This window comes from Campylobacter sp. BCW_6465 (assembly GCF_001762815.1).
In the GTDB taxonomy this organism is placed as follows: domain Bacteria; phylum Campylobacterota; class Campylobacteria; order Campylobacterales; family Campylobacteraceae; genus Campylobacter_D; species Campylobacter_D jejuni.
Genome location: NZ_MJXN01000112.1, coordinates 226,942 through 247,103 on the forward strand (window position 1 = coordinate 226,942; position 20,162 = coordinate 247,103).

22 protein-coding genes are annotated in these 20,162 nt (G+C 29.3%); 14 read left to right on the forward strand and 8 right to left on the reverse strand.

What is annotated here, in order from left to right; all coding sequences use genetic code 11:
* The first annotated feature begins 7 nt into the window (after window positions 1–7).
* From leuS to AJ886_RS09360, 12 genes are read left to right on the forward strand one after another with little or no spacing between them, the layout of a single operon-like run.
* A complete protein-coding gene (gene leuS, locus AJ886_RS09305; protein WP_070287598.1) occupies window positions 8–2,437 on the forward strand; it encodes a leucine--tRNA ligase in 2,430 nt (809 codons plus the stop codon).
* Window positions 2,434–2,946, forward strand: coding sequence for an LPS assembly lipoprotein LptE (gene lptE / locus AJ886_RS09310; protein WP_070287599.1), 513 nt, complete (start codon window positions 2,434–2,436; stop codon window positions 2,944–2,946). The genes leuS and lptE overlap by 4 nt, the downstream gene beginning before the upstream one ends.
* On the forward strand, window positions 2,930–4,327 hold the full coding sequence (locus tag AJ886_RS09315) for a hypothetical protein (RefSeq protein WP_002861812.1): 1,398 nt from the start codon (window positions 2,930–2,932) through the stop codon (window positions 4,325–4,327). Before lptE ends, AJ886_RS09315 begins: the two co-directional genes overlap by 17 nt.
* A complete protein-coding gene (locus AJ886_RS09320; protein WP_083261766.1) occupies window positions 4,293–5,477 on the forward strand; it encodes a folylpolyglutamate synthase/dihydrofolate synthase family protein in 1,185 nt (394 codons plus the stop codon). The genes AJ886_RS09315 and AJ886_RS09320 overlap by 35 nt, the downstream gene beginning before the upstream one ends.
* Window positions 5,464–6,366, forward strand: coding sequence for a M23 family metallopeptidase (locus tag AJ886_RS09325; protein ID WP_044780205.1), 903 nt, complete (start codon window positions 5,464–5,466; stop codon window positions 6,364–6,366). Before AJ886_RS09320 ends, AJ886_RS09325 begins: the two co-directional genes overlap by 14 nt.
* Window positions 6,303–6,698, forward strand: coding sequence for a polymer-forming cytoskeletal protein (locus tag AJ886_RS09330; RefSeq protein ID WP_002868630.1), 396 nt, complete (start codon window positions 6,303–6,305; stop codon window positions 6,696–6,698). Before AJ886_RS09325 ends, AJ886_RS09330 begins: the two co-directional genes overlap by 64 nt.
* The gene (locus AJ886_RS09335; RefSeq protein ID WP_070242925.1) at window positions 6,698–9,634 is read left to right on the forward strand and encodes a DEAD/DEAH box helicase; all 2,937 of its coding nucleotides are present in this window, start codon (window positions 6,698–6,700) and stop codon (window positions 9,632–9,634) included. Before AJ886_RS09330 ends, AJ886_RS09335 begins: the two co-directional genes overlap by 1 nt.
* 1 nt (window position 9,635) lies before the next feature.
* Entirely contained in the window at window positions 9,636–10,397 is a 762-nt protein-coding gene (locus AJ886_RS09340; protein ID WP_070287600.1) for an ATP-binding protein, read from the forward strand.
* Window positions 10,394–11,080, forward strand: coding sequence for an endonuclease III domain-containing protein (locus AJ886_RS09345; protein ID WP_070277523.1), 687 nt, complete (start codon window positions 10,394–10,396; stop codon window positions 11,078–11,080). The genes AJ886_RS09340 and AJ886_RS09345 overlap by 4 nt, the downstream gene beginning before the upstream one ends.
* Entirely contained in the window at window positions 11,077–11,889 is an 813-nt protein-coding gene (gene thiD, locus AJ886_RS09350) for a bifunctional hydroxymethylpyrimidine kinase/phosphomethylpyrimidine kinase (protein ID WP_070287642.1), read from the forward strand. Before AJ886_RS09345 ends, thiD begins: the two co-directional genes overlap by 4 nt.
* Window positions 11,879–12,511, forward strand: coding sequence for a thiamine phosphate synthase (gene thiE, locus AJ886_RS09355; protein ID WP_070287601.1), 633 nt, complete (start codon window positions 11,879–11,881; stop codon window positions 12,509–12,511). The genes thiD and thiE overlap by 11 nt, the downstream gene beginning before the upstream one ends.
* On the forward strand, window positions 12,489–13,118 hold the full coding sequence (locus tag AJ886_RS09360) for a uroporphyrinogen-III synthase (protein ID WP_070287602.1): 630 nt from the start codon (window positions 12,489–12,491) through the stop codon (window positions 13,116–13,118). Before thiE ends, AJ886_RS09360 begins: the two co-directional genes overlap by 23 nt.
* Here AJ886_RS09360 and AJ886_RS09365 read toward each other — a convergent pair.
* From AJ886_RS09365 to fliW, 5 genes are read right to left on the reverse strand one after another with little or no spacing between them, the layout of a single operon-like run.
* On the reverse strand, window positions 13,115–13,567 hold the full coding sequence (locus tag AJ886_RS09365; protein WP_052793782.1) for a hypothetical protein: 453 nt from the start codon (window positions 13,565–13,567) through the stop codon (window positions 13,115–13,117). The two genes, AJ886_RS09360 and AJ886_RS09365, sit on opposite strands and share 4 nt — an antisense overlap.
* Complete coding sequence (locus tag AJ886_RS09370; protein WP_070287603.1) at window positions 13,564–14,226, reverse strand: hypothetical protein; 663 nt, start codon at window positions 14,224–14,226, stop codon at window positions 13,564–13,566. The genes AJ886_RS09365 and AJ886_RS09370 overlap by 4 nt, the downstream gene beginning before the upstream one ends.
* Window positions 14,223–14,525 carry a hypothetical protein gene (locus AJ886_RS09375; protein WP_002861801.1) on the reverse strand — a complete coding sequence of 101 codons (303 nt, stop codon included), beginning with the start codon at window positions 14,523–14,525 and terminating at the stop codon, window positions 14,223–14,225. The genes AJ886_RS09370 and AJ886_RS09375 overlap by 4 nt, the downstream gene beginning before the upstream one ends.
* Window positions 14,522–15,253, reverse strand: coding sequence for a pyrroline-5-carboxylate reductase (locus tag AJ886_RS09380; protein ID WP_070287604.1), 732 nt, complete (start codon window positions 15,251–15,253; stop codon window positions 14,522–14,524). The genes AJ886_RS09375 and AJ886_RS09380 overlap by 4 nt, the downstream gene beginning before the upstream one ends.
* A complete protein-coding gene (fliW, locus tag AJ886_RS09385) occupies window positions 15,253–15,642 on the reverse strand; it encodes a flagellar assembly protein FliW (RefSeq protein ID WP_002852982.1) in 390 nt (129 codons plus the stop codon). The genes AJ886_RS09380 and fliW overlap by 1 nt, the downstream gene beginning before the upstream one ends.
* 160 nt (window positions 15,643–15,802) lie before the next feature.
* On the opposite strand from fliW, the gene bamD reads away from it, so the two are divergent.
* Entirely contained in the window at window positions 15,803–16,450 is a 648-nt protein-coding gene (gene bamD / locus AJ886_RS09390) for an outer membrane protein assembly factor BamD (protein ID WP_002861799.1), read from the forward strand.
* 16 nt (window positions 16,451–16,466) lie between these two features.
* Window positions 16,467–18,842 (forward strand): endopeptidase La, encoded by a 2,376-nt coding sequence (lon, locus tag AJ886_RS09395; RefSeq protein WP_002861798.1) that lies wholly within the window; start codon window positions 16,467–16,469, stop codon window positions 18,840–18,842.
* A gap of 60 nt (window positions 18,843–18,902) precedes the next feature.
* Here lon and rpsR read toward each other — a convergent pair whose 3' ends face one another.
* From rpsR to rpsF, 3 genes are read right to left on the reverse strand one after another with little or no spacing between them, the layout of a single operon-like run.
* Window positions 18,903–19,163, reverse strand: a complete 261-nt coding sequence (gene rpsR, locus AJ886_RS09400; RefSeq protein WP_002853032.1) for a 30S ribosomal protein S18 — start codon at window positions 19,161–19,163, stop codon at window positions 18,903–18,905.
* 10 nt (window positions 19,164–19,173) lie between these two features.
* Window positions 19,174–19,725 (reverse strand): single-stranded DNA-binding protein, encoded by a 552-nt coding sequence (locus AJ886_RS09405; protein ID WP_002861797.1) that lies wholly within the window; start codon window positions 19,723–19,725, stop codon window positions 19,174–19,176.
* 8 nt (window positions 19,726–19,733) lie between these two features.
* A complete protein-coding gene (gene rpsF / locus AJ886_RS09410; protein ID WP_002812868.1) occupies window positions 19,734–20,111 on the reverse strand; it encodes a 30S ribosomal protein S6 in 378 nt (125 codons plus the stop codon).
* Between the last annotated feature and the right edge of the window lie 51 nt (window positions 20,112–20,162).

Genomic DNA, 20,162 nt, shown 5'->3' on the forward strand with positions numbered 1-20,162 from the left:
AGAATTTATGGCTTATGAAGCAAGTTTAATAGAAAAAAAATGGCAAAAAATTTGGGATGAAAATGAATATTTTGAGCCAAAAGATGACTTAAATTTGCCTAAAAAATATATTTTATCGATGTTTCCTTATCCTAGTGGACGCATTCATATGGGGCATGTAAGAAATTATACTATAGGTGATGCTTTGGCAAGATATTATCGCAAGATAGGTTTTAATGTTTTGCATCCTATAGGTTTTGATAGTTTTGGCATGCCTGCTGAAAATGCAGCTATTAAACATAAAATTCATCCTAAGTCATGGACTTATGAAAATATAGCTTATATGAAAAAAGAACTTTTTTCTTTAGGTTTTTCTTTTTCTAAAAAAAGAATGCTTGCTACTTCAGATCCACTTTATACAAAATTTGAGCAAGAATTTTTTATTAAGATGTTTGAAAAAGGTTTGATTTACACTAAAGAAGCAAATGTAAATTGGTGTGAACAAGATCAAACGGTTTTGGCTAATGAGCAAGTTGAAGACGGAAAATGTTGGCGTTGTGGTCATGAAGTGGTGCAGAAAAAAATGCCAGGTTATTATGTAAAAATCACTGCTTATGCTGAGGAACTTTTAAAAGATTTAGAAGAATTAAAAGATAAATGGCCTAATCAAGTTTTAACTATGCAAGAAAATTGGATTGGTAAAAGCGAAGGTTTGGAATTTTCTTTAAATTTAGACGAAGAAAGCAAGCAAAAAACCAAAGAAAGTTCTTTAGAAGTTTTTACTACAAGAGCAGATACAATTTATGGAGTTTCGTATATCGCTTTAGCTCCAGAACATAAAATTGTTCAAAATTTGCTTTCGCAAAATTTATTAAATCAAGATGTATTAAATAAAATCAAAACTATTCAAAATCAAAGCCCAAGAGAAAGACAAAGTTCTGAAAAAGAAGGTTATTTTCTAGGAATTTATGCCATTCATCCTTTAAGCGGAGAAAAAATTCCTTTGTGGGTGGCTAATTTTGTCTTGGCTGATTATGGTAGTGGAGCGGTTATGGCTGTTCCAGCTCATGATGAAAGAGATTTTGAATTTGCAACAAAATATAATCTTGCCATCAAACAAGTTATTCAAACTCAAGAAAATTTACCTTATACGCAAAAATTAGGAAAATTAATTAATAGTCAAGAATTTGATAATCTTGATTGTAATGAGGCAAGATTAAAAATCATTTCTCAGTTTGAAGCTAAAAATATAGGAAAAAGGGTTGTAAATTTTAAAATTCGTGATTGGGGTGTTTCACGCCAAAGATATTGGGGTGCGCCTATTCCTATGATTAAATGTCAAATTTGTGGTATAGTGCCTCAAAAACTAGAAAATTTACCTATTACCCTACCTGAAGATGTGCAAATTACAGGTGAGGGTAATCCACTTGATAAACATCCAACTTGGAAAAATTGTATTTGTCCCAAATGTGGCAAAGAGGCTCAAAAAGAAAGTGATACTTTAGATACTTTTTTTGAAAGTTCTTGGTATTTTGCACGTTTTGCAAGTGATGAGAGAACTTGGCAGGAAAAAGCTTTAGATGAAAAAAGTGTAAAGTATTGGATGAGTGTGGATCAATATATAGGTGGTATTGAACATGCAATCTTGCATTTACTTTATGCGAGATTTTTCCAAAAAGCTTTAAGAGACTTGGGTTATTTAACACAAAATGAACCTTTTGATAGACTTTTAACTCAGGGTATGGTGTTAAAAGATGGTGCTAAAATGTCAAAATCAAAAGGCAATGTTGTAGATCCTGATGAGATTATAGAAAAATACGGTGCTGATACCGCAAGACTTTTTATACTTTTTGCCGCACCTCCGGCTAAAGAGCTTGAATGGAATGATGATGCGGTTGAAGGGGCTTATAGATTTATTTGTAAACTCTATGATAGGGCGCAAAATATTAAAAAAGGTGAGCTTGTAGAATTAAAACAAGAAAATTTAAATAAAGAAGAAAAATATGCAAGATTAAAGGTATATGAAGCTTTGAAAAAATCCTTTGAAGTTTATCATCAAAGTTTTGCTTTCAATACTTTAATTGCAGCTTGTATGGAGGCTTTAAATGCTTTAGCGCTTTGTAAAAATGAAGCTTTGGAGCAAGAGGCTTTTTATATTATTTTAAATATCTTAGAGCCTATCATTCCTCATGTTTGTTTTGAGCTTAGCGAGGAGCTTTTTAAATGTAAAAATTTTAAAAAATTAGAACTCAAAGAAGAGGTTTTTGTAAAAGATACTTTAAATTTAGCTGTAAGTATTAATGGTAAAAAAAGGGTTGAATTTGAAATTTCAAGTAGTGCGAGTAAAGAAGAAATTTTAGCTTTTGCAAAAGAAAATACTGCTAAATGGCTTGAAGGTAAGAGTATAGTTAAAGAAATTTATGTGGAAGGAAAGCTAGTTAATCTAGTGATTAAATGAAAAAGATTTTAATTTTTTGTATAGGTTTATTTTTAGGTGCTTGTGGATATGTTCCTACATCAAAAATCGCTAATAATATTTTCGATGAGAAAGTTTATGTTAATGTTGAATTAAGTCAACAAGACCCAAAAAATAGTATCTATGTTGCCGATACTTTAAAAGAAATGGTAATTTCAAAATTAGGGCGCATGCTTGCTTTAAAACACGAGGCAGATGATGTAATTAATGTTAAAATGAATAATTTAGAATTTATTCCTTTAGCTTATGATAAAAATGGCTATGTCATTAGTTATAAAGCTAAATTAAATTTAGATTTTAATGTTGTCTTTAAAGATGGTTCAAGTCAGGCTTTTAGTACAAGTGGAAGTTATAATTTTGAAATTTCTCCAAATAGTATTATTAGTGATTCTGCAAGGTATGAGGCTATTCGAGCAGCTTCAAGCGAGGCATTTGATGAGTTTATTTCCGTAATTGCTATTAAAGGGCAAAAACGTGATTCCAAATACTAATGAAATAGCAAAGCAAACTTTAATTGCATTAAAAGAAAGAAAACTAAAACCAACTCCTGAAAATTATACGGAAATTTTTGAAGAACTATCTTTAAAATATGGTATCACAAGCTCAAATAAAGCTAAACTTGACAAATACAAAACCTTACTTTTACCGATTTATCAACAAGAATTAAATTCTAAAACTATAAGAAGTTTAGAAGAACTAATTAGTTTTTTAATTTCTGTTTTAAATAGACAAAGCGGAAAACAATTTAGTGAATTTTTTGATTTTTTATATACCATATCTAAAACTTTGCAAATAAGTAAGGATAAAAAGATAAGAGATTTGGCTAAGGTGACTTCGATTAGAATTTCTAAAACTATGGATAGTGAAAGTATTTACTTGCTTACCAAAAAATGGAAAGAGCTTGAAAGAAATTATGATGAAAATAATTTAGAAGAACAAGCTCGTAAATATGGCATTAGTAAATATGATGATTATGATAGCGTGATTAAAAAACTCTTAGTTAAACTTGAAGAGCGTAGTTATGAGCACTTTAGTGAATTATTATGCTTGGGTTTAAATCCTTCATTGGTGGAAGATTTAAAAATTCAAGGTTTTATACAAAATTTAACACAAAAGCCTTTTGTAATAGGCGAAGAAAATTTTAAGAACGAATTAATGGAATTTATCAATCATCGCATAATGGTCGATAATATGTATGTCCAAAAAAATTTAAATTTTTTTAATGATAATCTAAAAAAAATCTATGAATTGCTTGTTTTGCTTAATAAATCGAATGAACAAAACATGGATTTTATTAATACCTTAAAACCAGATGAAAATGGGGAAGTAAAACTTAGTTTTGAGGATTTAAAACTAAAATTTAAACAACTTGGAGAAAAAATTACATCTTTAAATAATCAAATTGAATTCACGCAAAGTTTGGAGGAGAGAGAGGCTTGGAGTGTTCTTAAAGAGCTTGATAAAATGGATGAAAATTTTAATAAGTATAAAGTTAATTACTCTTTAGCTTTATTTTCTATAGTAAATTACCGTTTCATTATGGAAAAATATGGTATGGGAAGTTTGAATGAAATTTTTGTTCGATTTAAAAAAATTTTAAAAGATTCTTGTAGCGAATTTGATGAACTGTGGATGATAGATGAAAAGAGTTATTTGATTGTTTCGCCAGGAAAAAGCAAAGATGAAATTACACAGCTTGTAAATACAAATCTTAAAACTATAGAAAATTTTAGATTTATTTATAAGCAAGATATTATAACTCCTAAAATTCACGTGGCTTATCTTGATAAGCAAAGTAAGCCAAGTATTAATATTTTAGATGAGTTAATAAAGCAAATTGCAGCGGTTAATGAACAATATAATGAAAGTTGAGAATTTTTTAGCTCAAAAAAGTATAAATTACGATAAAATTGATCGTTTTTTGATGTTTAGAATGTATGAAAAATATAAGAAATATTTTAAAAATATTCCTATAATTCAACTTATAGGCACAAATGGTAAAGGTAGTACGGGTAGATATTTAACCCAACTTTTAGAAAATTTAAATTATAAAATAGGGCATTATACTAGCCCCCACATTTTCAGTTTTAATGAAAGATTTTATCTTGATGGTAAGATTGCAAATGATGAAGAATTAGAACAAGCTCATATAAGACTTGAAGAAATTTTTAAACAAGACTTGCAAAAATTAAGTTATTTCGAATATGCTACTTTTTTAGCTATGATTTTATTTCAAAAATGCGATTTCATTGTTTTAGAAGCAGGAGTGGGTGGAGAATATGATGCTACTTCTGTTTTTGAAAGAAGAATGAATATTTTTACAAGAATTGGATTTGACCATGTTCAAATTTTGGGCAATTCTTTAGAAGATATTGCAAGAACCAAGCTTAAAGTTATGGCGCCTATAGCACTTATAAGTGATGAGCAAGAGCAAAATGTTTTAAATTTAGCAAAAAAAATTGCTTTTTTAAAAAAAGCTAATTTGCAAGTTTCTTCCTTAAATCCTTTTTTGAAAGAAAAATTTGAGATTTATTGTAAAAAGTTTGTTTTACCTTGTTTTTTAAAGCATAATTTAAAGCTTGCATTAAAGGCTTGTGAAATTTTAACTTCGCAAGAAAAAACCTTAGAAGCTTTAAAAAAGTTACAAGAGTTAAATTTACAAGGAAGATGCCAAGAAATTTCTCCAAATTTTTTTGTTGATGTGGGTCATAATCCCATGGCTGCTAAGGCTATGCTTGATAAATTTCAAGGAGAAAAAATAAATCTTATTTATAATGCTTATTTGGATAAGGATATTTTTCAAATTTTAAATGCATTAAAGCCTATTATTGATACAATACAAATATATAAATATAAAAGTGCAGAACGAAAGCTGGCTGATGATGAAATTTATAGTATTGCATCAAAGCTAGGCATACAATGTAAAGAATTTGTAAAATTAGAAGAAAATAAAAAAAATCTAGTTTTTGGCTCTTTTATGCTGGTAGAAAATTTTTTAAAGGAGTGGTGTGGTAAAAAATAAATTCACTATTACCATTACAGATATTAACGGTTCAAGACATTTTTATTTAAATCAAATAATCAAAAAAATAGTTTTTTATACTATTGCTTTTATTGTTTTATTTTTAGTTTTTAGTGGTTTTTATATCAAATATCTCGATAGCAAACTTAGTGATATCAGTGAAAAGCGTGAGGAGCTTTTGAAAAAAAGTAAAGAATTGGAATTATCTAATTCGCAAATGCAAAAAAGCATAGAAGAAAAAACTCAGCAGTATGCAGCTATAGAAGATAAAATAGCTTCTTTTGAAGAGGCTTTGGGCTTAGAAGCAGAAAATAATCTTACAATTAGTGCAAGACTTGATAATCTTCAGCTTACCAATGAGCAGCAACTTGGAATTTTGGGACAAATTCCTAATGGATGGCCTATTGAAAATAAAGGTATTACGGGAAATTTTGGCTGGAGAGAGCATCCGCTTTTAAAAAGAAGGGAATTTCATCCTGGCATTGATTTAAGAGCAGAAATTGGTACTCCTATTTATGCACCAGCAAGTGGAGTGGTGGAATTTTCAGGTTATAATGATAATGGCTATGGTTATAATGTAATTTTATTGCATAATTTTGGTTTTAAAACAGTATTTGCTCATATGATGCGCAAAGAAGTAGTCAAAGCGGGTCAATTTGTTAATAAAGGGCAGTTGATAGGTTATAGTGGCAATACAGGTCTTTCTACGGGGCCGCATTTGCACTATGAGGTAAGGTTTATTAATAAAACTTTAGAACCTTTGTATTTTTTAAATTTGCAAAGAAAAAATATGAATGATTTTTTTAATCAAGAAAGGAGAGTTCCATGGCAATCTTTAATAAAGGCGGTATCAGCCCAACATCCAGCTCTAGCTCAGAAACAACAGTAATTTCTTCAGGTGCGAGAATTGAGGGTAAATTTTATTTTGCTTCTATGCTTCATGTTGATGGAGAGTTAAGTGGTATTATTCATTCTGAAAGTATTGTAGTTATCGGAAAAAATGGAAATTTAAAAGGTGAATTACAAGCAGATAAAATTGTAGTAAATGGGTATTTTGAAGGGCAGCTTGAGGCTAATAGTTTAGAAATTTTAGCAGGCGGAGTTGTTAATGGCGATATTTCAACGCAAAAAATTTCTATAGAAAATGGCGGTCGCTTTAATGGAACTAGTAAAATTAAAGAAGATACTATCAAACTTATTGAAAATAACAACGAAGAATAATGCAAGCTTCATTTTATGAATACCTACAAAATCCAAAAATTTGTGAACTTTTGCTTTGTAAAGATGAAAAACAAGCAGATTTACTTGCTCAAGTTTCACGATTTAAGGGTTTAAAAACCTTTGTTTTACCTGATTTTAGAGCGCAGTTTGGAGATGATTTAAGGGCTTTTTCCAAAGAACTTTTTGATCTTTGCAAGATTTTAAATGCTTATCATAAAGAAGAAGAAAAAAAAATCCTTATTTCTCCTTTAAATACTGTTTTAAAAAAACTTCCTTCAAAAAAACATTTACAAAATTATCATATCGATAAAAAACAAAATTTTGATTTGAAATGTTTTGAAGATGAAATTTCAAGATTGGGATACGAATTTGTAGATATAGTTCAGGATAAAGGTGAAATTTCAATTCGTGCGGATATTATTGATATTTTTTGTATCAATGAAGAAAATCCTATTAGAATTTTACTTTTTGGCGAAGAGATTGAAAGCATAAGATATTTTGATTTGCAAAGTCAAAAGTCTATTCCTAATGAACTAGAATATTTTGAAATTTGTCCTTTTTTAAAATATTTTGACAAAGAAAATTATGAAATTTTTAAGGACAAATTAGAAGATTTTCAAAGCGATACTTTAATACATGATATTAATTCTTTAGGATTTTGGTGTATTGATGATTTTTTTGATTATTTAGAACTTGATTTTTTAGCTTGTGAAAAGTTTGATATTAATGAATATGAAAAAGATATAAGTTTTGTGAATGCAAAAATTTTACCTCAAGCTAAAAAATTTAAAGAATTGCAAAGTTCTTACAATAAAGATTTTTTTGAATTTCATAAAAATAAAAAAATCACACTTTTAGCTAAAAATGAAGCTTTGTTTAAAGCTTTGGAGCTTGAAGATACTCAAAATATCCATTTTGTAAAAAGTGATTTAAGGCTTAATCTTATTAGTCCTGAAGAGCTAATCATTTCTTTAAATCAAAAAGAAAAACAAAAAACAAGAAAAAAAGCTAGTTTGATTATAGATGAGCTTAAAAATGGGGATTATATAGTGCACGAAGATTATGGAGTGGGCAAATTTTTAGGTCTTGAGATGATAGTGATAAGCGGAGCAAAAAAAGAGTTTGTTGCTATAGAGTATCAAAATTCTGATAAGCTTTTATTACCAGTGGAAAATCTTTATTTGATTGATAAATATTTGGGTGTGAGTGGATCTATTCCAAGCTTAGATAAACTAGGTAAAACAAGCTTTATTAAACTTAAAGAAAAATTAAAGACTAAACTTTTAGCCATAGCTTCTGAAATTGTTATTATGGCGGCTAAAAGATCTTTGGTGCAAGCAAAAAAAATTACAGTGGATTTAAATAGACAAGCTGATTTTATAACTAGTGCAGGTTTTATTTATACAAGCGATCAAGAGAAAGCTTGTCATGAAATTTTGCAAGATTTTCAAAGTGGAAAAGTTATGGATAGGCTTTTAAGCGGTGATGTGGGTTTTGGAAAAACAGAAGTTGCCATGAATGCTATTTATCCAGTGGTTAAAAGTGGATTTTGTGCATTTTTATTTGCGCCTACAACTTTGCTTTCTCATCAGCATTATAAAACCTTAAAAAAGCGTTTTGATCCTTTTGATATAAAGGTTTTTAAACTGGATCGCTTTACAAGTAGTGCAGAAAAAAAACAAGTTTTACAAAATTTAAAAGAAAATAAAGCTTGTGTAGTTGTAGGAACTCATGCGCTTTTAAGTGTAGAATGTGAAAATTTAGCTCTTGTTATTATTGATGAAGAGCATAAATTTGGAGTGAAGCAAAAAGAAAAGCTTAAAGAAATCACTCAAAATTCACATATTTTATCCATGTCAGCAACCCCTATACCAAGAAGCTTAAATCAAGCTTTAAGTTCTATAAAATCTTATAGTGTTTTACAAACTCCACCAGAAGATAGAATGGATGTAAGAACTTTTGTCAAAGAAAATGATGACGCACTTTTAAAAGAAGCTATAGCAAGAGAGTTAAGACGTGGTGGGCAAATTTTTTATATTCATAATCATATTGCAAGTATAGAGCAGTGTAAAAAACATTTATTAGAACTTTTTTCTACTTTGCGTATTTTGATTTTACATTCTAAAATCGATGCCAAGGTGCAAGAAGAAGAAATGTTAAAATTTGAAAACAAAGAATATGATTTGCTTTTAAGTACCTCTATTGTAGAAAGTGGGATTGATTTACCTAATGCAAATACTATCATAGTAGAAAAAAGCGATCGTTTTGGTATGGCTGATTTGCATCAATTGCGTGGGCGTGTAGGAAGAAGTGATAAGCAAGGTTATTGTTATTTTTTAATCGAAGATAAAAATGCTATCACAAAAGATGCTTTAAAGCGTCTAGTTTCTTTAGAAAGTAATTCTTTTTTAGGTGCAGGTTCTGTTTTGGCTTATCATGATCTTGAAATTCGTGGCGGTGGAAATTTATTAGGCGTAGATCAAAGTGGACATATCGAGCAAATTGGATATAGTTTATATCTTAAAATGTTAGAAGATGAACTTAATGCTTTAAGTAAAAATGAAGTGGATCAAAAAGAAAATAAACTTGATTTAAAACTCAATGTTAATGCCTTTTTAAATAGTGAGCTTATCAGCGAAGATCGCCTAAGATTAGAACTTTATAGAAGACTTAGCAAGTGTGAGCAAGTTCATGAGGTTTATGAGATCGAAGGTGAAATTGAAGATCGCTTTGGAAAACTTGATGTTTATACTAAGCAATTTTTATCTTTGATTATTATTAAAATTTTAGCTTTAAATAAATTTAAAAGTATTAGCAACTATGAGCAAAATATTCAATTTACTGCTTTAAATGATGAAAAAGAACTCATCAAAGCAAAAAGCAAAGACGATGATGATATTTTAGAGGCAATTTTAATGCATTTAAGAAAGGCTTAAAATGGATTGGAATAAAACTTATGCAGCAATTTATAGAGCAAGAAAAGACTATTTAAAGCCTATTTTTGAAATCGATCCTATTACTTTAAAAGATTTAGTAGCTATGGAAAGTCAAAAAAAAGCACTTTATGAAAATACTTTAAATTTCATTCAAAATAAGGGAGCAAATCACGCACTTTTATGGGGATCTAAGAGCACTGGAAAATCAAGTTTAATTAAAGCTATATTTAATGAATTTAAAGAACAGGGCTTAAGACTTGTCGAATTAAATAAAGAAGATTTATTTGCCTTAGCAGATATCATCGATGAAATCAGATTAGAAAATTTTAAATTTATACTTTTTTGTGATGATTTTTCTTTTGAGAAGGGAGATGATAGTTATAAATTTTTAAAACCTTTACTTGAGGGAAGCATAGAAAAAGCTCCAAATAATGTAATTATTTATGCGAGTTTAAATCGTAGGCATTTATTAAGTGAAAGCATTATTGATAATCTTGATACTCAAATTGCACATACAGAACTTCATTTAAGCGAGGCTGCTGAAGAAAGATTAAGCTTGAGCGATAGATTTGGTTTGTGGTTAAGTTTTTATCAGGGAAATTTAGAAGAGTATTTAAAGATGATAGATTTTTATTTTAAAGATTATTCTTGTGATAAAGAGCTTTTACACGCTAAAGCTAAAGAATTTGCTACTCTAAGAGCAAGTAGAAGTGGTCGTACTGTGAAGCAATTTTATTTGGCTTTTAAGGAGAATTTTAAATGACTGGAGCACAAATTTTTACCAAGCTTTTAAATTTGGATTTAAATTATCATGATTTTGATTGGCTTGAAAATCAAGGATTGAGTGAATTTGAGCTTTTAATTTCTGTGATTTTAACTCAAAATACAAATTGGAAAAATGTCTTAAAAGCTTTAGAAAATTTAAAAAAAGAAAATATTGCAAGCTTAGAACAAATCAATACTTTATCCAATTTAGAACTTGCAACTTTAATTAAGCCTAGCGGATTTTATAATACCAAAGCCAAGCGTTTAAAAGGCTTAGTAGAAAGTATCATAAACACTTATGAAAATTTAGAAAATTTTAAAACAAATGTAAGCAGAGAGTGGCTTTTAAATATCAAAGGTTTGGGTTTTGAAAGTGTTGATGGTATTTTAAATTATCTTTGCAAAAGAGAGATTTTGGTTGTAGATAATTATAGTTTGCGTTTGGCTTTTCACTTAGGCTATGAGTTTGAAAATTATGAAGAATTAAGAGAATTTTTTCAAAGTGGTATAGAGAGTGAGCAAGAAAATTTGTGTAAAATTTTAGGGAGAAAATGCGAACTTTACGAACTTTATCAAATTTTTCATGCTTTGATTGTAGCTTTTGCAAAACAGAGTTTTAAAGGACAAAAATTAAGCCCTAAGGGTGAAGAATGGATCAAAATTTTAAAGGAAGATTTATGAAAGCAAAAGGAAGTGAACTTATACCTGTTTTAACTATAGCAGGGAGTGATTGTAGTGGTGGAGCAGGGATACAAGCCGATCTTAAAACCTTTAGTGCGCACAATCTTTTTGGTATGAGTGTGGTTTTAAGTGTGGTAGCTGAAAATACCGCAAGGGTGATTTCTGTACACGATATACCTACTCAAAGCGTAGATGAACAAATGCTTGCCGTATTTGAAGATATAGTGCCAAAGGCAACTAAAATCGGAATGATAGGTTCTTGTGAATTAATGAGCTGTGTAGCTAAAAATTTAAGCGAGTTTAAACCTCAAAATGTAGTGATCGATCCTGTAATGTTTGCTAAAAATGGCTATGCTTTAATGCCGCAAGAAAATTGTGATTTTTTCAAGCAAACCATAGTAAAATTTGCAGACATTCTTACGCCTAATATTCCTGAAGCAGAGTTTTTATGCGGTTTTAAGATCGCTAATAAAGAGCAGATGATAAAAGCAGCTAAACATTTATGCAGCTTGGGGGCTAAGGCGGTTTTACTTAAAGGCGGACATAGTGAAGAAAATGCCAATGATGTGCTTTATGATGGAAAAGAAATTTATATTTTAAAAGGCGAACGCATAGAAACTAAAAATACTCACGGTACAGGTTGTACGCTTTCTTCGGCTATTGCTAGTAATTTAGCTAAAGGCAAGGATTTATTTTATGCTGTTAGTGAGGCTAAAGAATATGTAAGAAATGCGATTTATTATTCACTCAATCTTGGAAAAGGTTGTGGTCCTACAAATCATTTTTTCAAGTTTTTAGATGAAAAATAAATTAGATCTTAGCCTTTATTTAGTTGCTTCTCAGGGAAATAAAAGCGAGGAGTGTTTTTTAAATACTTTAGAAAATGCTATAAAAGGTGGAGTAAGTATCATACAACTTCGTGAAAAAGAGCTTAATGCAAGAGAATTTTATAAACTAGGTTTAAAGGTACAAAAACTTTGCAAGGCTTATAAAATACCTTTTTTGATTAACGATAGAGTGGACATAGCTTTAGTCTTAGATGCTGATGGGGTGCATTTAGGACAGGAAGATTTAGAAGTAAAACTAGCTAGAAAGCTTTTAGGAGATGAAAAAATCATAGGCTTAAGCCTTAAAAAACTAGAACAACTTGAGTTCATACAAGGAGCAAATTATTTAGGTTGTGGAGCTATCAAGGCAACGCCTACTAAAGAAAGTTCGCTTTTAAGCCTTGAGCTTTTAAGCCAAATTTGTGATAAAAGTCCTATAGGGGTTGTAGCTATAGGAGGGGTTGATAAAGCAGTGCTTGATGAGTTAAAGGGTATAAATTTAAGCGGCGTGGCTGTGGTTAGGGCGATCATGGATGCTAAAGATGCTTTTTTGGCAGCTAAAGAGTTAAAGCGTAAAATCTATGAAAATTTACCTTTTAAATGAAACTCCTTTTAAAGGGGTGGAAAATCTTATTTTAAATGAGATTATTTTTTACGATTTTAGTGTGGATTTAAGTTTATATGATGCTTTAATCTGCACCTCAAAAAATGCTTTAAAAGCTTTACAACATGCAAAAACCACTTTAAATTTTAAACTCAATTTATACGCTGTAGGACAAAGTACAGCTCAATACGCTAAAAATTTAGGTTTTAAAAAGATTAAAATTCCATCAAAGGCTTATGGAAAAGATCTTTTTCTTGAATTTAAAGAGGAATTAAAAACGCAAAAATGTTTGTATTTAAGGGCTAAAAATATTGTTTCAACTTTAAATTTAGATCTTAAAAATGTAGGTGTGGATTTAGATGAAGTGATTGTTTATGAAAATGTTTTTAAAAAAGGTGACAAAAAACTTACTCATCCTGCTATTTTTATATTTACCTCTCCTTTAAGTGTAGAAAATTTTTTAAAATTTTATAGCTTAAAAGAAGAAGATAAGGTTGTAGTTATAGGACAAAGCACAGCAAAGAAGCTTTTAAATTTTAAAAATCTTTATATATGCGAAAATCAAAGTCTTTTAGAGTGTGTTAAGCTTGCTAAGACTTTGGTTTAATTTTTTAAATTCCAAAAATTTTCTTTGGGATAAATAATAATGCTTTTTGTGAGTAAAATTTCATCATTGACGTTTTTATCACGATTTAAAGCAATGCTAATGTGGGCTATAATAACACCATCTTTGCTTAAATTTGCATCGGGATTAAAGTTGGAAAATTTAAAATTAACACATTGTACAATAGGATAAAAATATTTTATTTTAATCAAAGCTTTTGTGTAATTAAAATATATATTATCTAAACATTCTTTATTTTCTTGCTTTGCTTGATATAAAAAATATTTAGAAAATTGTGTTGCATTATGACTTAAAATTTGAGCTTGAAGGTAGTAATAACTATCTTGGATTATTTTTGGAGTGTAGCTAGATATGTTTAAGGTCAAGCTCATCCATAGACTTATTAGTAGTATTAAAAAAATTGTCCAAATTAAAACATAAGCTTTTTTCATAGTAAAATTCTTTTTTCAAGACAATATTTTGCTTGTCTTTTTAGGCAAATTTTTAATTTATTGTTTTGCAGGTTAAATGAGCTTATGTTTTTAGAAATTAATCCTTGTTGGTTTAATTGTTCATTAAATTTTGGCTTTATTTCATATATAAGTTCTCCATTTTGCAATTTGATAACTAATTGAGCTTGCAAAGGAATAAAACTACCTGTAAAATTTGCAGATATACCATTTTCTAAGATGAATATTTTTTCAACCTTATTAATTTTATAAGCATAGCCAATATGTTCATTGTCATTATATAAATCTTTTCTATTTTGGAGTTGTGTTTTAAAATCAGAATGAGGTGAATAAAGTGTATGATTATTTTCTAAAATAAGAGCAGAGTTAATAAGATAAAGTTTATTATCTTTTAGGCTAATTAACTCATCTTTTAAAAGACATTTTAATGTATTTTGTGAAAATGTAATATTAATACAATTTTGTATTAATTTTTCTATTTTAAGCAAGTTTAAATGTGTTTGAGTGATAAGATTGTTTGTATGTAAAGCAGTGAAATTTAAATGATAAAAATCCATTAAAGGTTTTGAAAGTAAGCTAGCTATAAAAGTAAAAAGTATTAGTGATATTGTAAGTTCAAAAAGTGTAAAAGCTTTGCTCATTCTTTAAAATAAACACTATAATTTTGATCTTGAAAATATAATTTTTGAAATTGAAATATACCATCATTAACAAACTGTTCTTGTAAAATTATAGGTTTTAAGGCTGAAGTTTGAAGTATGATGGTTTTAAAAATGGGCTTTTCATATAATTCTTCTTGAAGTTTATAGAGTCTTTCAAAAATATTTAAATTTTCATAGTTTTTGTAAAGTTGAGTATAGTAATAAAAAATACCAATGAAAATTAAAGATATGATCGTTATAGCACTAATACTTTCTATAAGTATGAAAGCCTTTTTCATTTAGCGCTGCTAGCATTTATGGCTTCAAAAAAACTTCCGCGAATTCCTTTTTGTTCGAGTATTTTTATGCCTTTTATTGTAACTCCGCCAGGGGAGCAAATATTTTCTTTGATAATAGCTGGATGTTCATGTTCTAGTAAAGTACTAGAGCTTTTAAATAAAGAGCGCGTAAGATTGAGACTAAGTTCTTTTGACAAACCTTCATAAACTCCAGCATTAGCAATACTTTCTGCTATAAGTGCTAAAAAAGCAGGAGCGCAGCCGCTAATCGCCATAGCTGCATTCATTTGTATTTCATTATCTAATTTATAAGCCGAGCCAAAAGTTTTTAAAATGTCTAAAATTTCATTTTCAAAATGAGAGTTTTTAAGTATATATGGTGTGGTTGAAGCCTTGTATTTAGCTGCTGTATTAGGCATTATTCTAACATAATTTTGAGCTTTGATGGTTTGTAGTTTTTCAAAATCAACATTGGCTAAAACAGAGATTAAGATACGTGCTTGTCCTTTTAGCATATGAGCAATATTTTCTAAAGCATAGGGTTTAAATGCTAAAATAACATCTTTACCTTCTATGTTAAAATCTTTGTAAAGTAAGGTTTTAAAGCCTTCTTTGGTGAGGGCTTGAAGTTTTTCTATGCTTCTTCCTACTATACAAATTTCATAATTATCTTTTAATCCATAGGCTAAGGCTGTTGCCATAGCTCCATTTGCAAGTATATAGAGCATTATTTTTTAATATAATTAGCAATTTGATCAGCTTGAAAAAAGTCCGGATAATTAACTGTATCTAGTATCACTTGTACCATAGTATTATTATCAAGATTAATGACTACTGGAGCTAGAAAATTCACTGTCGATTCTTCAATGCTTTTTGCTATGGCTACTATATTAAAAATTTTCATATTAGATTCAGGTGTTAAAGAAAGAAGCTCTTGATAATAAGTTGGTATATCAAATTCATAATCAGGTCTAATTAAATAAGGATTAATTAAAACAAAAGAAAAGTCTTTACCATCAAGACTTTTAAGTCTTACAAATACTTCATCGATAGTTGAAAATTCCATATTTTTGGTTTCTTCAAAACCTAAGATAGGGCATTTAACAGCTAGGGTCATGTTTTCTCCTCAAGTTATAATGTTTAATATTTTAACATAAAATAAGCAATAATCATTCCAAAATTTTAAATTATTTAATTAATTTTATTATAATTTTAGAAGAACATAATTATAAAATCGTTAAAATATAGATTTTTGAGAATATAAATCAAGGTGAAGTATGAAAAAAGGTATTTTTTTATTGGTTTTTTTAAGTGTTTTTTTTAATGCGTGTAGTACGAAAAATGATGAAGGTTTATACAATCTTAGTGCTAGTGAGTGGTATAAGCAAATTATTAAAGATTTACAGGACAAGGATTTGGAAAAAGCCGATGATCATTATAATGGCATGGCAAGTGAGCACATTGCCGATCCTTTATTGGAAACTACTTTAATTATTTTAGCACAAGCTCATATGGATGAAGAGGAATATAAGTTAGCTGAATTTTATTTAGATGAATATAATAAAAAATTTGGAAATTCACGCAATGCTGATTATATTCGCTATCTTAAAATTAAAGCAAAATTTGATGCATTTGCAGTGCCAAATCGTAATCAGGCTTTAATGCTTGAAAGCCAAAAAGAAATAGATACTTTTTTGAAAGATTATCCTTATACAGAATATGAACCTTTGGTTCAGACAATGCTTACAAAATTTAATTTAGCGGTTTTTTATCTTAATAGTACTATAGAAAATCTATACCAGCGCATAGGACATGATGAAAGTGCACAAATTTATAAACAAAGACTTCAAGAAAGTGAATTTTATCAGCAAAGTATTATCAAACCTGAGCTTCCTTGGTATAGAAGTATATTTGAAAGATTTTAATAAACAAGGAAAATAAATGCAGATTGAAGAGATACAAAATTATCCAGCAAATTTACCAGTATTGGTTGAAGATGAATTATTTTTATATCCTTTTATGATAACTCCTATTTTTATTAATGATTCATCCAATATGAAAGCTTTAGATCTTGCGATTAAAAATGATAGTATGCTTTTTGTTGCGCCTTCAAGGTTGGAAAATGGAAGAAATTTTGATGAAATTTATAATTGTGGAGTGATTGGGACTATCATGCGAAAAGTTCCTTTACCTGATGGAAGGGTGAAAATACTTTTTCAAGGATATGCTAAGGGTAAAATTATAGAGCAAATTTCTAATAAACCTTTAGAAGCCAAGATAGAACTTATAAAAGAAGACTTTTTAGAAGGAACTAAAAAAGAAGCGCTTCTTGAAGTTTTAAAAGAGAAGGTAAAAAATTTGGCAAATATTAGTCATTATTTTTCTCCGGATCTTTTAAGAACAATTGAAGAAGGTTTTGATGCGTCTAGGATTTGTGATTTGATTTTAAATACTGTGCGTATTAAAAAACAAGTTGCTTATGAGTTTTTTGTTTTAACAGATCTTGAGCAAAAATTAGTAAAATTAATAGATTTAATTGCCCAAGAAATAGAAGCCAATAAAATTCAAAAAGAAATTAAAAATAAAGTACATTCTCGTATTGATAAGGTAAATAAAGAATATTTTTTAAAAGAACAATTAAGACAAATTCAAAAAGAGCTTGGTTCTGACACACAAAAAGAAGATGAGGTTAGAGAGTATCAAAAGCGTCTGGAATTAAAGAAGAAATTTATGCACGAAGATGCTTATAAAGAAATCAAAAAACAAATTGAAAAATTCGAACGCATTCATCAAGATAATTCCGAAGCATCGATGATTCAAACTTACATAGAAACAGCATTAGATATTCCTTTTGAAAAAATTTCTAAGAAAAAACTTGATATTAAAGAAGTTTCAAAACAGCTCAACCATGATCATTATGCATTAAATAAACCAAAAGAACGCATAGAAGAATATTTTGCAGTTAGGGAACTTTTAGAAAAAAGAAAAATAGCAGAAAAAGATGGTGCTAAAGTTATACTTTGTCTTTATGGACCTCCTGGCGTGGGTAAAACTTCACTGGCAAATTCTGTTTCAAAAGCTTTAAAAAGAGAGCTTATTCGCATAGCCTTAGGCGGACTTGAAGATGTTAATGAGCTACGTGGTCATCGTAGAACTTATATAGGCGCTATGCCTGGACGTATTACCCAAGGACTCATAGAGGCAAAACAAATTAATCCTGTAATTGTATTGGATGAAATTGATAAATTAAATCGCAGTTTTAGAGGCGATCCAAGTGCGGTGCTTTTAGAAATTTTAGATCCAGAGCAAAATTCTAAATTTAGGGATTATTATTTAAATTTTAATATTGATTTAAGTAAAGTCATTTTTATAGCAACGGCAAATGATATTAGCAATATTCCTGCACCTTTAAGAGATAGAATGGAATTTATAGAACTTAGCTCTTATACTCCAAGTGAAAAATTTCATATAATGAAAAAATATTTAATTCCAGATGAGCTTAAAAAACATGGCTTAAAATCCAATGAATTATCTATTGATGATGAAACTATAGAGTTAATCATTAGTGATTATACTCGTGAATCAGGAGTCAGAAATTTGCGTCGCAAAGTGGCAGAGTTGTGTCGTAAGAGTGCTAAAAAACTACTTTTAGAAAATATTAAAAAAGTCATTATTAATACAAAAAATTTGAATGAATTTTTAGATAAAAAAGTTTTTGAAATAGAAAAAAATAATGGAGAAAATCAAGTAGGTCAGGTTAATGGTTTGGCTTGGACAAGTGTAGGTGGAGATGTTTTAAAAGTAGAGGCTGTAAAAATTAAAGGTAAAGGAGAATTAACGCTCACGGGAAGTTTGGGTGATGTAATGAAAGAATCAGCTAGAATTGCTTTTAGCATGATAAAAGTTTTAATCGATGAAGGAAAAATAAAAATACCTAAAAAAATAATTATCGATCCTAAAGTTAATGTTTATGATAGTTATAATATTCATATACATGTGCCAGATGGAGCTACTCCAAAAGATGGCCCAAGCGCAGGCATTACGATAAGCATAGCCATTGCTTCTATTTTTAGTGATAAAAAGGTTAAAGCAGATGTTGCAATGACAGGTGAAATAGATTTAAAAGGAAAAGTTTTACCAATAGGCGGATTAAAAGAAAAATTAATTGCAGCTTATAAAGCAGATATAAAAACAGCTTTAATCCCAAGAAAAAATTACGAAAGGGATTTAAAAGATATTCCTAGTGAGGTTAGAGACAATATGGAAATCATTGCTGTTGATACTTTTAGTGATGTTTTAGAATATACTTTGGTTTAATTTTATTTTGAGAATAAATGTATAAGAAAGCAAACTTTTTACAAGTTTGCTTTTAAAAGATTATAGTCCTTCAAAAGGATTATTGATTACTTCTTTTCTATCCACTATATAAGGGATAAGAGCTACATGTCTTGCACGTTTGATTGCAACTTCTACCATTTCTTGGTATTTTTTGCTTGTACCTGTTAAACGGCGTGGCATGATTTTAAATCTTTCAGATAAAGCATGTTTTAACATTGCTGTATCTTTATAATCAATAAATTCAACTTTTGCTTCAGTGTATTTGCAATATTTACGAGAGTATTTTCTTTTTTCTGCCATAGTTTATCCTTTAAAATGGTAAATTAGTATCATCGCTATCATAAGCATCGATATCAATTTCTTTTAATTTTTCTTCGTGTTGTGGGTTTTGGTTTCTTTGTGGAGCAGGGTTTGCTTTTGCTTTATTAAAATTTTGATTTTCACTCATATAAGGATCATAGCTTTGATTTTCATAGTTTCCACTATAATTGTTGTTTGAAAAGCTATTATTGCCAATTCCACCTTGTTGTGGAGCATTGGAATTGCCGCCAAGCATTTCCATATTTTCAACTTGAATGCTATGCTTAGAGCGATTTTGTCCATTTTGATCACTCCATTGTTCAAATCTCAAACGTCCTTCTATGAGTACTTTTGAACCTTTTGTAAGGTATTGGTTTGCAACTTCTGCGGTGCGACCATAAAAGCTTATATCAATAAAGCAAGTTTCCTCTCTTTTTTCTCCATTTGTGGTAAATCTTCTTGTTACTGCGATAGCAGAAGCCCCAATAGCACTACCGCTTTGTGCATAACGCATTTCTATATCACGTGTAAGATTTCCAACCAAAACAACTTTGTTAAACATCTTTTTCCTTATTGAATTTCAGGAGCATCTAAAGGTTTGATTTCTTTTTTAGATTGCTTAATCCCGTGGCTTAGTTTTTCCCAAGCTGCAATTTCTTTTTTGTTTTCATATTTTACGATTAAAAATCTTATTACTTCTTCAGTGATTCTTAACACCCTTTCAAGCTCAGCGATCAAGTTTGTAGGAGCTTTGAAATAAATCACAAAATAAGTTCCTCTTTCGTATTTTTTGATTTTATACGCTAATTTTCTAGTGCCCATTGGAACAACAGTTTCAATTTCTGCACCATTTTTGGTTAGGACTTCTTTAACGAATTCCAACTTCGCATTCACTTCCTCTTCGGTAAGTGTTGGTTTTAAGATAAATAAAACCTCATAATGTTTCATCTTTTCTCCTTATGGATATTAAAGCCCATTTTCATGAGCAAGGATTTTGCA

Bases quoted from the DNA above. Each gene is read 5' to 3' on its own strand.
- AJ886_RS09345 (WP_070277523.1), top strand. From the start codon at position 10,394: ATGACTGGAGCACAAATTTTTACCAAGCTTTTAAATTTGGATTTAAAT.
- AJ886_RS09405 (WP_002861797.1), bottom strand. From the start codon at position 19,725: ATGTTTAACAAAGTTGTTTTGGTTGGAAATCTTACACGTGATATAGAA.
- AJ886_RS09335 (WP_070242925.1), top strand. From the start codon at position 6,698: ATGCAAGCTTCATTTTATGAATACCTACAAAATCCAAAAATTTGTGAA.
- AJ886_RS09340 (WP_070287600.1), top strand. From the start codon at position 9,636: ATGGATTGGAATAAAACTTATGCAGCAATTTATAGAGCAAGAAAAGAC.
- AJ886_RS09365 (WP_052793782.1), bottom strand. From the start codon at position 13,567: ATGAAAAAAGCTTATGTTTTAATTTGGACAATTTTTTTAATACTACTA.
- leuS (WP_070287598.1), top strand. From the start codon at position 8: ATGGCTTATGAAGCAAGTTTAATAGAAAAAAAATGGCAAAAAATTTGG.
- lptE (WP_070287599.1), top strand. From the start codon at position 2,434: ATGAAAAAGATTTTAATTTTTTGTATAGGTTTATTTTTAGGTGCTTGT.
- AJ886_RS09360 (WP_070287602.1), top strand. From the start codon at position 12,489: ATGAAAATTTACCTTTTAAATGAAACTCCTTTTAAAGGGGTGGAAAAT.
- AJ886_RS09330 (WP_002868630.1), top strand. From the start codon at position 6,303: ATGGCAATCTTTAATAAAGGCGGTATCAGCCCAACATCCAGCTCTAGC.
- AJ886_RS09375 (WP_002861801.1), bottom strand. From the start codon at position 14,525: ATGAAAAAGGCTTTCATACTTATAGAAAGTATTAGTGCTATAACGATC.
- fliW (WP_002852982.1), bottom strand. From the start codon at position 15,642: ATGACCCTAGCTGTTAAATGCCCTATCTTAGGTTTTGAAGAAACCAAA.
- rpsR (WP_002853032.1), bottom strand. From the start codon at position 19,163: ATGGCAGAAAAAAGAAAATACTCTCGTAAATATTGCAAATACACTGAA.
- bamD (WP_002861799.1), top strand. From the start codon at position 15,803: ATGAAAAAAGGTATTTTTTTATTGGTTTTTTTAAGTGTTTTTTTTAAT.
- rpsF (WP_002812868.1), bottom strand. From the start codon at position 20,111: ATGAAACATTATGAGGTTTTATTTATCTTAAAACCAACACTTACCGAA.
- AJ886_RS09370 (WP_070287603.1), bottom strand. From the start codon at position 14,226: ATGAGCAAAGCTTTTACACTTTTTGAACTTACAATATCACTAATACTT.
- lon (WP_002861798.1), top strand. From the start codon at position 16,467: ATGCAGATTGAAGAGATACAAAATTATCCAGCAAATTTACCAGTATTG.
- thiD (WP_070287642.1), top strand. From the start codon at position 11,077: ATGAAAGCAAAAGGAAGTGAACTTATACCTGTTTTAACTATAGCAGGG.
- AJ886_RS09380 (WP_070287604.1), bottom strand. From the start codon at position 15,253: ATGCTCTATATACTTGCAAATGGAGCTATGGCAACAGCCTTAGCCTAT.
- thiE (WP_070287601.1), top strand. From the start codon at position 11,879: ATGAAAAATAAATTAGATCTTAGCCTTTATTTAGTTGCTTCTCAGGGA.